Annotated in this window: 8 protein-coding genes and 2 pseudogenes; 4 read left to right on the top strand and 6 right to left on the bottom strand. The window is 68.7% G+C overall.

The genetic code is table 11. The features are described from left to right. On the top strand, nt 1-909 hold a 909-nt coding region (locus D7W79_RS30125; RefSeq protein ID WP_244222051.1), incomplete at its 5' end, for a M91 family zinc metallopeptidase. Nucleotides 910-958: 49 nt separating this feature from the next. Here D7W79_RS30125 and D7W79_RS30120 read toward each other — a convergent pair. Next, nucleotides 959-1,403: pseudogene (locus D7W79_RS30120) on the bottom strand (TIGR02452 family protein). Nucleotides 1,404-1,545: 142 nt separating this feature from the next. Next, nucleotides 1,546-2,217, bottom strand: a complete 672-nt coding sequence (locus tag D7W79_RS30115) for a DUF2306 domain-containing protein (protein WP_120528824.1) — start codon at nt 2,215-2,217, stop codon at nt 1,546-1,548. A gap of 59 nt (nt 2,218-2,276) precedes the next feature. On the opposite strand from D7W79_RS30115, the gene D7W79_RS30110 reads away from it, so the two are divergent. Beyond that, nucleotides 2,277-3,176, top strand: coding sequence for a LysR family transcriptional regulator (locus tag D7W79_RS30110; protein WP_244222050.1), 900 nt, complete (start codon nt 2,277-2,279; stop codon nt 3,174-3,176). 117 nt (nt 3,177-3,293) lie between these two features. On the opposite strand, the gene D7W79_RS30105 is transcribed toward D7W79_RS30110, so the two are convergent. Together D7W79_RS30105 and D7W79_RS30100 are read right to left on the bottom strand one after the other, a co-directional pair. Further along, nucleotides 3,294-4,595: a trypsin-like serine peptidase gene (locus D7W79_RS30105; RefSeq protein WP_120528822.1), complete on the bottom strand. Its 1,302-nt coding sequence runs from the start codon at nt 4,593-4,595 to the stop codon at nt 3,294-3,296. Between the two features lie 143 nt (nt 4,596-4,738). Continuing rightward, entirely contained in the window at nt 4,739-6,478 is a 1,740-nt protein-coding gene (locus tag D7W79_RS30100) for a phospholipase D-like domain-containing protein (protein WP_120528821.1), read from the bottom strand. Between the two features lie 245 nt (nt 6,479-6,723). Here D7W79_RS30100 and D7W79_RS30095 point away from each other — a divergent pair, with 245 nt between their 5' ends. Then, complete coding sequence (locus tag D7W79_RS30095; RefSeq protein ID WP_120528820.1) at nt 6,724-8,829, top strand: alkaline phosphatase D family protein; 2,106 nt, start codon at nt 6,724-6,726, stop codon at nt 8,827-8,829. Nucleotides 8,830-8,937: 108 nt separating this feature from the next. Further along, nucleotides 8,938-9,493: pseudogene (locus D7W79_RS30090) on the top strand (RBBP9/YdeN family alpha/beta hydrolase). Nucleotides 9,494-9,499: 6 nt separating this feature from the next. Here the strand turns inward: D7W79_RS30090 and D7W79_RS30085 are convergent. Both D7W79_RS30085 and D7W79_RS30080 read right to left on the bottom strand, forming a co-directional pair. Further along, nucleotides 9,500-11,083 carry a serine hydrolase domain-containing protein gene (locus tag D7W79_RS30085; protein WP_120528819.1) on the bottom strand — a complete coding sequence of 528 codons (1,584 nt, stop codon included), beginning with the start codon at nt 11,081-11,083 and terminating at the stop codon, nt 9,500-9,502. A gap of 119 nt (nt 11,084-11,202) precedes the next feature. Continuing rightward, nucleotides 11,203-11,640, bottom strand: a complete 438-nt coding sequence (locus D7W79_RS30080) for a hypothetical protein (protein WP_120528818.1) — start codon at nt 11,638-11,640, stop codon at nt 11,203-11,205. Between the last annotated feature and the right edge of the window lie 184 nt (nt 11,641-11,824).

Here is an 11,824-nt window from a genome sequence, read left to right as displayed (position 1 = left end):
TCCACCGCCCGCCCCCGCAGCGACAGCCTGCCGGCGAAGCCTGAGACCGCGAAGCCGAAGCCCCTGGCCACGCCCGAGCAGCTGCAGGCGGGCAAGAACAACCTCAAGCCCACCGACTACGGCGTGGTGGACCCCAAGCTCCAGGGCATCCGGACCCGCCGTGACAGCGGCCAGTCCGGCGCGGACTTCGCGGACTTCACGCAGGACGTGCGCACCTCCACCAACCGCCTGACGAGCAAGCCCGTCGGCAACCAGATGCTGAATGACATCAACGGCCGCACCCAGGCCGTGAACCCCGGCGCCACGGGCACGCTGCGCCAGCCGCTGACGGCGATGGACGTCTACTCGGGCCGCAACTCGGCGCTGCCCAACTCGCATGTGCCCCGCAACGACGGCACCCTGTCGTCCACCCGCCCGGCGTACCGCTTCGACGGCCAGCCCGGCGCTGGCACGGCCAGCGACGTCAAGTACAACGAGAACGGCGGCGGCCAGCGCTTCAACAGCCTGGGCCATGAGTCGGTCCATGCCTGGCGCGCGTCCAACGGCCTCCAGGTGAGCCCCCTGGCCGCCAGCAAGCACGCGGACGCCCCCGTCTTCAAGCAGTACCCGTCGCACTCGGCCGACATGAAGGAGACCGTCGACGACCGCCTCCGCCTGCGGGAGGAGTTCGAGACCATCGGCCTGCGCCCCACGCCGCACACGAAGACCCAGCCGACCGAGAACGCCATCCGCGCCGAGCACGGCCTGCCGGCCCGCCAGGACTACTCGGGCCTGAAGCCCGACGGGAAGAACAGCAACGACGTGGCCTTCAAGAACTACGACGAGGGCACCGACGCCCGGAACTTCTTCCAGAAGGTGTCCGGCCAGCCGTCGCCCTTCCAGAAGATCGTCGGCGACCTGGAGAAGTGATGCACCGGGGGCCACCGGACCGCTCCACCTGGATGGCCCCCACCCTCGGTCACGTGAACCGCTCGCGGAAGGCCCGCGAGTTCGGTCCGTCCCCTCCCCGTTCCCACACCGCGAACACCACGCGCTCGAAGACTCCTGGAAAGGTGTCCAGGGCTCGGGCGAAGGCGTCCGCCGCGTCGCGCGGGTCGTTGCGGAACGCGCCACAGCCCCACGCTCCCAGCACCAGCGTGCGGTGGCCGTGGTGCGCCGCCACCTGGAGCACATTGGTAGAGCGCCGAGCAACGCGCCAGGTCCTCCTCCTGTGCCTTCGCTCCGCCCAGGAAGCCGCCGCCTGGATTCCTCGCGGACGCGAAGTCACCGGGCCGGTAGAGCACCGTCCCGCGCAGGGCGCGCTCCACCGGCTCCCGGAACCGCACGAGCCGCCCGGACGGCGCCACGTACTCGCCCCGCTCGGCGCCTCGCGGCTGATGAAACAGAAAGCCCCTTTCCGGCACGGACCGGAAAGGGGCTTCCACCTCGGAGACGGTGACCCGGGCGACCACCAGGTCGCCCTCCTCGGGGGACAGGCGTTGGGGGCCCACCAGATGGAACGCACCATCCTCATAACGAGACGGGCGTCATCCCCCACGGGGTAGGTCACGCTCGTGTCATGGGCACCGCGAGCCGCTCCGCGCGGACGGGAGAGGCGGGTTGGCGGCGAATGACCCGCTCGGCCACGGCGAGGTTGATGACCCAGCCGGCGCCCAACAGCAGCGCTCTGGCGAGCTCGCCCGGCGTTCCGACGATGAGGAACCAGGGCACGGAGACCAGCACCTGCGTGCCCGCGCCCAGACCGACCGCGTAACCTCGAATCATCCAGGCCCGGTGGCCGACCATGTCCCGCCGTGGGATCGCGGCCAGCCCCAGGACGAGGAACAGGACCATCGCCGAGCCGAACAGGAGCCGCAGTCCGTCGAGGAGCGCACCGTCGCCTTCGGCACGGGGATAGAACAACGTCATCCACAAGCCCGAGAGCCCTGCCACGAGGCCGCACGCGACCAGGAGCCGCCCAGCAACGCGGTGCCAGCCGGGCCGCCGACGGCGAAAGTCCGGGGCGAACTGGAAGGCTCCCAGGATGCAGTACACGCTGGCGCTGAGGACGTGCAGCACCACCGGGAGGGGCGATGCGAAGAACCGCGCGTTGCTCGGCGTGAGCTCGGCGCCGCCCGCCAGCTCGGCCAGACGGCCGGCGCCGGCCAGGATGGGCACGAGTGAGAGCGCGACCAGCGCGGCGGACACGAGCCGCTCGGCCTTGGGAGTGGAGGTCATGGTCGAACAGATAGCCCTCCGCGGCCACCGACGGAATTGACTGAATTGCTTCTCCTGATATGCGCAAATGCATGGATTGGCGGGCGGTCAATTTTGATTGGAACCGAGCGCGGGCCTTTCTGGTCACCGCCGAAGAGGGCTCGCTCACGGCAGCGGCGCGTGCGCTCGGCATGGCGCAGCCGACCCTCGGGCGTCAGGTGAGCGCGCTCGAGGACGAGCTGGGTGTGGTGCTGTTCGAGCGTGTGGGACGGAACCTCGCGCTGACTCCGAGCGGGCGCGAGCTGCTCGACCACGTTCGCGCCATGGGCGACGCCGCGGGGCGCATCTCGCTCGCGGCCGGCGGACAGTCGCAGAGCATCACCGGGCTGGTCCGCGTCTCGGCCAACGAGATCTACTCGGCCTTCCTGCTGCCGCCCATCGTGGAGAAGCTTCGGCGCGAGGTGCCGGGCATCGACATCGAGCTCGTCGCAACCAACACCGCGGTCGATCTGCGAAGGCGGGAGGCGGATATCGCGATCCGGAACTTCCGCCCCACCCAGCCCGACCTCATCGCCACCAAACTCAGGGACGACCCGATGCGACTGTATGCCGCGACCGGCTACCTTGCGCGCATCGGCAACCCACGTACGCCGAAGGCACTGAGCCGCGCCGACTTCATCGGGTTTGGCGGGACGGACGCCATGCTCAACGGGCTGAACGGGCTGGGCTTGAGCCTGACGCAACGGAATTTCCCGGTGCTGACGGGGAGCCACCTCGTGCACTGGGAGATGGTCAAGCAGGGCATCGGCGTGGGCGTCGCTCCCGAGCGCGTGGGAGACGCCGAGCCGCGGGTCCGGCGGGCCCTCCCCAGCCTCACCCCGTTGTTCCTTCCCATCTGGCTGACGACCCACCGCGAGCTGAACACCAGCAAGCGCATCCGGCGGGTGTTCGATCTGCTCGCGACCGAACTCGGAAGGTGAGTGACGGCGGCGCGGCACCCCGGCGGGCCCATGACGATTCGCCCATCGTGCTGCCGGGGTGAAGGAGCCCGGCGCGGGCGGTGACGGACGCCACCGCCCGCTTCGGTCCTTCAGGGACTACTGGACGGTGTACGCCACCGTGCCGCTGCAGCTCCCGCTGTTGTAGCAGCCGGCGCGGATCTGGAAGGTGCCCGCCGTCGTGGCCTTGAAGCTCGCGTAGGACAGCGTGCCGCAGGCGTCGTCGTTCGAGGCCACCTGGGTGGCTCCGTTGTACAGGCGCAGGTACGTGTCACCCGTGCCGGAGGCTCCCGGCACCGTGCACGTGCCGAACTTGAGGGTCTGCCCCGCGGCCAGGGTGACGTCACGGTTGACGGTGTTCTGGTTGGCGCTGTTGGTGTTGGTGGCGGTGAAGGTGAACGTCACCGGCGTCGGGGGCGGCGGGTAGCCCGCGCACAGGCGCGTGCTGGTCGCCACGCCGCAGTACTCGTCGATGGCCGGCCGAACGTAGGTGATGTCCTCGCCGCGGCAGCCCGTCTCCGTGCAGGTGTTGACGACGTTGCAGCTCCCGCTGGCCTTGTAGTCGGTCTCGCCGCGAACCAGGATGCCGGCCACCGTGTAGCCGTTGTTCTCGTACACGCCCGAGCCCGAGTTGCCGCCGAACGTGTCCGTGGTGCCCACGAAGTAGTCCAGCGTGCCCGCGCGCGCATCACGCACCGAGCCGCCCGAGTCGATCTTGAAGGGAATGCCGCTGCCCGAGCCGATGACCGTCACGTTGGTGCCCACGGGCAGCGCGGCGTTGCCCGCGCGAATGGGCGCGGGCGTGAAGCGCGGGGTGGCCGGCCGGTCCAGCCGGACGATGGCGAAGTCCAGGTTGCGACCGCCCACCGTGGCCTGCTGGCGCGCGACAATCGACTGGCAGGAGAAGATGTCCGCGGTCGTCACCGTCTGCAGGGTGCCGGCGGCGGTGCGGTAGAAGTTGAAGACGAAGCGCGTGCTGGTGCAGGCCGACGCGCTGGTGATGCAGTGGCCCGCCGTGAGCACCAGGTCATCGTCGATGAGCGTGCCGGAGCAGAAGGCCGGGGTCGGGTCGTCCAGGAAGCGCTCGGAGGTGCAGAGGTTGTACGCGGAGCGCAGCGTGGACGCGTTGAAGGTGACGTTGTTGGGGTTGGTCGCGTTGAAGTCCGAAGGGCTCATCAGCGCGACGGTGGACTGCTGAGCGCGGGCGCGCAGCGTGGCGTTCGCGTGCGCGTACACGTCCGTGCGGTTGTCGGTCCCGTAGACGACGGGCTGCTTCTCCGTGCCCAGGGCAGCGTTGTCGGAGGGCTCAGCCTCGGGGGCCGGACCACAGGCCACAAGGGAAAGGGTACACAGCAGCGTTCCGAGCAGCGTCCTACGGCCGGGAGTCCGGGGGATTCGCATGTGCTGAACACTCCTTGAGGGTGAAGACCGCCCGCCAGGGAGGGCGAGCAGCGGACCGCATGCTCGCGCCAAACACGCACTCTCCGCAATATTCACTTAGCGAGAATTAACCGTGTGGAGCTGTCCATGCGGCCCGGCTGGGTTCAGTACCATTTGTAGTTCATCGCAACGCTCGCGCCCTTCATCTTCTCCGTCATGTAGCCCTTCACGTCGTCGGAGGTGATGCCCAGCTGTCCCGGACTCCGGGCAATGAGCTTCACCTGGTCCGCCCGGTCCGCATTCTCGTGCGAGGCATCGCGAAGCGCGGCGGGCACTTCCTTGAGGGACTTCACGTTGTAGTGGGGGAAGAGCTTCTGCTTCACCGAGACCGCGAACTCATCGCTCTGGATGTGCAGGCTCATCTCACCGTCGTACTCCATGCTGCGGTAGCCGAAGTTGGCGCTTCCCACGATGACGTGCTTCGAGTCGATGAGCATCAGCTTCGAGTGCACGTAGATCTTCGTGCTATCGCCGTAGTCGCCGGAGTGCCCCGGGGAGCGGACCGGGCAGTAGAACTGCACACGTGGCGTCACCCCCTCCGCGAACTCCAGGCTCTCGATGGCCTCCAGCGCGACCTGCACCGGCTTGTCCTGGATCTTCACGCCCTCGACGGGCCGGGGCGCCACCTGGAGGCTGGCCTCCTCCATCCAGGTGCCGGACTTCTTCTTGACGACCTTGTGATACATCCCCGGGTCGTTCTGCACCGGCTTTGAGCTGCCCTTGAGCTTGATGCTCTGCAGCGCCACGTCGAGCTTGCCCTTGACGCCCTCCTTTTCCTTGAGGCTCGCCAGGAGCATCCGCGCGTACGCGATGCGGGACAGCTGCGTGTTCGCGTGGGTTGGATCACAGGCGGGGTCTGGAATCACCACGCAGACCTCGAAGGGCTTCCACGCCTTCAGCTTCCGGCAGACCTCGCCGACGATGTCGGGGTCGAAGAACTGGTAGTTCTCCGCATAGAGATACGTCGTGGCGTTCTGGATGAGGGTCTTGATCTCATCACGGATGCTGTGCTCGGTGGACGACACGGCCGAGACGCCCGTCGTCAGCACGGAGATGTGGTGCCCGCCGTCCGTCGGCTGGCTCGATACGGGCCCCCGGACCTCCGCTCGCACCTCCTGGGGTGACTTGGCCCCGAAGGAAATGAGCGGGGACTGCCTCTTCCAGCGGCGCAGCCACTCCTCCTCGATGTGACACGTCGCGGGCCCTTCCACCAGCACCGCCGTGTCGTGCAGGGTGTGGTTGTGCCCTTTGAGGGGGTGGTGGCCCCAGTGATAGCCGGTGTCCCAGTACTCCTCCTCCATGTTGAAGCCGCCGACCAGGGCCTTGAGCTTTCCGCGGATGGAGAAGATGGACATCTTCTGGTGCAAGCCATAGCCCACTCCGCCGATCACCGGATGGCTCTCCAGGTAGACCAGGATCTTTCCCTTGTACCCGTTGAGCGCCGTGTGGACCGCCTTGTTCCCCCGGGCAACCTTCTTCGCGAAGTTGTCATCGCCGCCGGCGTTCGCGGACAGGGCGTCCGGGTCCCAGAGGATGATCTCCACGTGGACGCCCGCGTCCGCCAGCTGCTTCAGGGCGACCTCCATCGTGAAGTGGTGGTCGTCCTGCTTCAGCGAAAGGCCCTTCTCCATCGCCCAGTAGGCCAGCCGCACGTAGGTCGTCGGGGGCACGGGAGCCGGCCCGTCCGCGACCTTTTTTCCCTCGCCCTTCGACAGGGACTCGACCTCGACGGGCTCGGTGGCGCTGCGCTTCACCTCCTCCAGACATGCGGCGAAGGTGCCGAAGAACTCCTCGCCATCCATCAGGAAGGTCGCGCGGTTGTGGTCGCTGGTTCGCTTGCTCATTTCCGAAGTCTACACGCTCCCCGCAAACCAAGATCAGCGAGTTCTCCTGGCCAGCTCGGTCCGTGCGTGATGGCGGGCCCTCAATGTCATTGGCTCCCATGACTGCGCGATGTCTTCCATCCCCCGAAAGCCCCCTGGCGCGCTGTTCGCCGGAGACATCTGCCCCGCCGTCGGATGCCGCGTCCACCGGGCTGCGTTAGCCCCGCGCTCCCCGGGCCAGCAAGCCCGTACGCGGAGGAGCACCCGTGTCCCAGCCCCTGCACCGCAGGACCGTCCTCAAGTGCATCGTCGCCGTCGCGGCGAGCACGGCCGCTGCCTGCCACGATGACGACGACGGCCCCCCGACCGAGGACCGGCAGCGCTTCCCGCAGTCCGTGGCCTCGGGGGACCCGCGCCCGGACCGCGTGGTGCTGTGGACGCGCGCGGTGGACCCCGCGAATGCGGACGCGGATGTCGAACTCACGCTGCAGGTGGCGAGGAGCGCGGACTTCCGCACCCTCGTCCTGGAGCGCAAGGGCTTGCATGCGCTGGCCGAGGATGACCACACCCTGCGCGTGCAGGTGACGAACCTCACGCCGCGCACCGTCTACTTCTACCGGTTCGTGGTGGAGGGTCAGGAGCGCGAGCGCTTCTCGTCCCCCGTGGGACGCACGCGCACCGCACCCTCGGACGACGCGGACGTGCCCGCGCGCTTCGTGGTGGCGGACTGCCAGGACTTCATCGGGCGCTACTACAACGCGTGGCAGCGGCTGCTACAGCTCGACGAGGATCTGGATTTCGTGGTGTTCCTCGGCGACTACATCTACGAGACGGTGCTCACGGATGCCGGGGGGGATCCACGCTCCATCTCCTTCGAGGACCCAGGCTCCGCGCTGCCGCTGCCCACGGCGGCGGGAGGACCGAGGCTCGCCGCGCAGTCGGTGTCCAACTACCGCGACATCTACCGCGCCATCCGCTCCGACCCGCTCCTCCAGCAGGTCCACGAGCGATACCCCTTCATCGTCGTCTGGGACGACCACGAGTTCTCCGACGACTGCTGGGACGCGCACGCCAACTACACGGACGGTCGCGTGGATGAGTTCGAACCGGATCGCAGGCGCAACGCGGAGCAAGCCTTCTTCGAATACCAGCCCCTGGACGTGACGGCCGCGCCCGCGGGCCCCGTCGAGGTGGACTCGATTCCGCGCTACCCGGAGGCGCGCATCTGGAGGGACCTGTCCTTCGGGCGCCACCTGCGGCTGCTCGTGACGGATTACCGCAGCTACCGTCCAGACCACCTCATCCCCGAGGACGCCTGGCCGGGCACGGTGGTGATGGACGCGGCGGTGTTGCTGTCCCTCAACCTGACGGCGGCCTTCGCCGCGGACACGTTCGCGTACGTGGACATCGACGCGGCGGAGAACGCGCCGCAGAAGGCGATCCTGCAGGCCGCGTATGTGCAGCTCGCGGTGGGCGCGGGGCTGTCGCAGGCGGACGCGACCTCTCGCGCGGAGGCAACGGTGCGAGGCAATGTCGCACTCGCCTATGCGAACGCGGTGCTGACGCAGGCCGGGGCGCCGCCCCTGGATCCCACGGGCAAGCCGAGAGGGATCGCCTTCGTGCACCTGGGCAAGACGGACCTGTTCTCCCGCCTGGGCGCCCGCTACGTCGTCATCAAGGACACCTTCGACATCTACGCGGCGTGGAGGTTCGGGATGACGGGCGGGGCGTCGGAGGACGCGCTGGGGCAGGCGCAGGAGGCGTGGCTCCTGGCGGCGGCGCGAGAGCCCGGAACCTGGAAGGTGGTGGTCAGCTCGGTGTCGCCCACGGCGATGATCTGGGACCTGTCCAACAAGGCGGACGTGCCCGCGCAGGTGCGCAACCGGTACGCCTTCGACGTGGACCAGTGGGATGGCTTCCCGGACCGCAAGCGCCAGTTGCTGGAGGGGCTGCGGACGGCGGCGAACGAGCGCGTGGTGTTCGTGGCGGGGGACATCCACGCGTCATTCGCGTCGGTGGAGCTGGGGGTCGCGGCGGTGACGGCGCCGTCCATCTCCTCGTCATCCATCCAGGAGGAGGCGGCCGGCGCGGTGACGGCGGCGGGCTTCCCCCCCGGCTCGGCGGTCTACCGCTACGTCGTCACCGAGCAGCAGGCCACGCTGCGCGAGGGCAACCCGGGCATCGCCTTCGTGGACACGGACTCGCACGGCTTCACGGTGGTGGAGGTGGGGCCGGAGGCGGTGCGCGCGGCGTATCACCTCATCCCCAGCACCGAGGTGCGCACGGACTACTCCACCCGCCCCGAAGACCTGGCGGCCCGCTTCACCCGGAGGGACTTCCGCATCACGCCCGGAGTCATCTCCGCGGGGTGAGCAGTGAGCGTCAAGGCGATTGTCCGCGTGGTTGTTGGCCGCGCTCAACGACCTGCTCGTCTCCCGTCCTTGACCCCATTGGGGCCACCGATAACGTCCGGGGCCCCCATGTCCATCGACACCGCTCCCACCGTCCTCCTCTTGCCGGGCCTCTACAACTCGGGGCCCGAGCACTGGCAGACCTTCTGGGAGCGGGAGCGGACGGACTGCAGGCGCGTCGAGCAGGCGGAGTGGAACACGCCCCGCCGCGAGGATTGGGTGGCCACGCTGGAGCGCGGTCACCACGGCGCCAAGGCCCGTGGTGCTCGCGGCCCACAGCCTCGCGTGCATCACGGTGGCGCACTGGGCCTCGGCCCATCCGTCGACTGCGAGCCGGGTGCATGGCGCGTTGCTCGTCGCGCCCAGTGACACCGAGGCGCCCGGATTTCCTCCGGGCACGGTGGGCTTCGCGCCGATTCCCCGCCTGCGGCTGCCGTTTCCCTCGCTCGTTGTGGCGAGCACCGACGACACCTACATCACGATGGAGCGTGTCACCGGCCTCGCCGTGGACTGGGGCTCGCGGCAGGTGAATGTCGGTGCGAAGGGACACATCGGCAGTGCGGCGAAGCTGGGGTCGTGGCCCGAGGGACAGGCGCTGCTGGAGCAGGTGCTGCGGGGCGCCTGAGGCACGTCAGGGCCGGACGAGGTTCGTCACCAGGCTGGGGAAGTTGGAGAACTCCATCCGTTCCTCGGGCACGCTGCCATCCGGCTCCGCCAGCCGTACCGCCACCAGCTCCGCATCGGGAATCACCACGAGGAACTGCCCCAGCGACCCGAGCGCGGCATAGCCCTGGAGCGCGCCCGCCACCTGGGAGCGCGGTTCGAGCGGCGCGGCCTTCTGCACGAACTCCATGAAGGGCGCCATGCCGCCCAGCGCCGGGACCAGCCCCGTCATGAAGTCCTCCTTCGCCAGGGGGCGGCTCACCCAGGGGCGCAGGCGTGTCACGAGCTCCTCGGACAGGCCTTGGGCTTTCGCCCGCTCCAGCATCTCCGGCTCGATGACCTTCACGGCTTTCTCATACAGCGACCACCACAGCAGTCCGCCCGTCGGACTCAGGGCTGGAACGGAGGGCGTGGTGCACTCGCGGATCCACGCTTCGCTCAGGATGCGCCGGCCCTGCCACTGGCCTCGCTGGAGCAGCAGTTGGCCCAGCTTGGCGAAGTCGAGCGGATGCATGCGCAGACCCGACATGCCCAGTGGGTTGCCAGCAGGGTCCTTCTGCCATGCCACGTCCCGGATGCCGAGCGGTGCGAAGAGACGCCGGCGCAGGTACGCGTCCAGCTTCTCTCCCGATGCGCGCTCCACCACGCCCGCGAGCAGGTTGACGGCCTTGTTGTTGTAGAAGAAGCGACTGCCCGGCGCGTCCACCACCTCCGCCTCCAGCGCGTAGCGCACGAAGTCCGGGGAACGGTAGATGTCCATCGCGGTGCGCTGGGCCTCGAGCCCCGACGTGTGGTTGAGCAGGTGGCGCAGGGTCACCTGGGCCTTGCGGCCCTGCTTCCACTCCGGGAAGAAGGTGGAGACAGGCGCGTCCGCGGAGGCAATCCTCCCCTCGTCGATGAGCAGCCCGATGGCCAGCGCCACCACGCCCTTGGTGGCGGACATGGTCTCGATGCGCCGGGTATCACCGCCGAAGTACCACTCGCCCACGAGGCGGCCGTGGCGCAGCAGCACCAGTCCGGAGGTGCCGCTCTCTTCGGCGGCCTTCAGCAGCGCGGCCAGTGCGTCCGCGGACAGGCCCTCTGCCTCGGGCGTGCTCGCGGGCAGCTCGCTTCCCACGTGGCCCTCGGCGCGGATCCGCCGGGCGTTCTCCTGGACCCGCGTGACGATGGCTTCGAACGCGGGCTGGGCGCGCAGGGCGGAGAGGCTCGGATCCTTCCGCAGGCCGCCCACGTCCGACAAGCCCGCGTTGGAGCTGTGCCGCATCCAGGCGAGCCCCTTCGCCGCGTCGCCCGCGCGGGAGGCAGCGGATGCGGCGCCATAGGCAACGAAGGGGTCGTGGTACCCACTCGCCCAGGTGCCTTCGTATAGCGCGAGCGCCTTCGCGAAGTTCCCTCCCTGGAGGGCCTGCTCGGCATCGATCAAACGCTGGCGGATTTCGGGTGAAGGCTCCCACTGCTTCAACAGGGAAGACTCCGCGGGCCTGTCATCGGGCGCATGGGCGCAAGCCCCCAGCAGGGAACACATCAGGACGAGCAGCAGCGAACGTCGCAAGCGAGGCTCCAGCGAGAGGTGAGGTCGGATCCGTCCCCTGTCTACGAAGGACCACTGTTGCTCATTTCCACCGGGGCTCACCAGCACCGTGGGACTTGGGGTTCTCCCGCCGGAGGGTCCTATGCGGCGGGCGCGACGGGCGTGAACGGGTCGGGGACGACGACGCGGATCGCCGCGGCGAGCTTGGACCCGAGTTGCGACCGCTCGGGATCCTCGAACGCCTGCAAGGCATTGCGCAGCCGTTGGTAGAGCGAAAGGAAGTAGAACGGACTCCGGCCATTGGTGAGCATGCCGCCGCGCCAGCGACTCATCACGTGTGCTTCGATCCGCATGGGCTCGAAGAACGACATCTGGGTCGCCAGTTCGAAGCACCTTTCCTCGGCGCGTTTGGGATGCAGCGCGGCGAGGAGGAGCAGCATCGCTGGCGGATCGTCGCTCGCCAGCCAGGCAGCCGCGACCGTCACGCGATCGACGCCGAGGTCCTGTGGTAACGACCAGTCGCGGGCGCGGGGGGACACCTCAGCCATCAGGTCGGTGAGCGTGCGCCGCGTCGTCATGCGACGACGATACGGCACAGCGCGCGTTGATGGCATCCCTCCGGGAACGCCTGGCCGGCAGGCGCCCACATGATTCGGCAGGGGCGGAACGTGCGCTTCAGTGCTAGTTCATGCCGCCATGTCCGGCGAATCACCCTCCCCCACCTGCCTCTTATACACATCTCCGAGCCCACGAGACATGCGC

This window comes from Corallococcus exercitus, from assembly GCF_003611585.1.
Classification (GTDB): Bacteria; Myxococcota; Myxococcia; order Myxococcales; family Myxococcaceae; genus Corallococcus; species Corallococcus exercitus.
Note: the sequence above shows the minus strand (reverse complement) of the source record. Positions and strands in the feature narration are given on the sequence as shown.

Coding starts and splice junctions, on each gene's coding strand:
- D7W79_RS30105 (WP_120528822.1), bottom strand. CDS start 4,595: ATGCGAATCCCCCGGACTCCCGGCCGTAGGACGCTGCTCGGAACGCTG.
- D7W79_RS30110 (WP_244222050.1), top strand. CDS start 2,277: ATGCGCAAATGCATGGATTGGCGGGCGGTCAATTTTGATTGGAACCGA.
- D7W79_RS30100 (WP_120528821.1), bottom strand. CDS start 6,478: ATGAGCAAGCGAACCAGCGACCACAACCGCGCGACCTTCCTGATGGAT.
- D7W79_RS30080 (WP_120528818.1), bottom strand. CDS start 11,640: ATGACGACGCGGCGCACGCTCACCGACCTGATGGCTGAGGTGTCCCCC.
- D7W79_RS30115 (WP_120528824.1), bottom strand. CDS start 2,217: ATGACCTCCACTCCCAAGGCCGAGCGGCTCGTGTCCGCCGCGCTGGTC.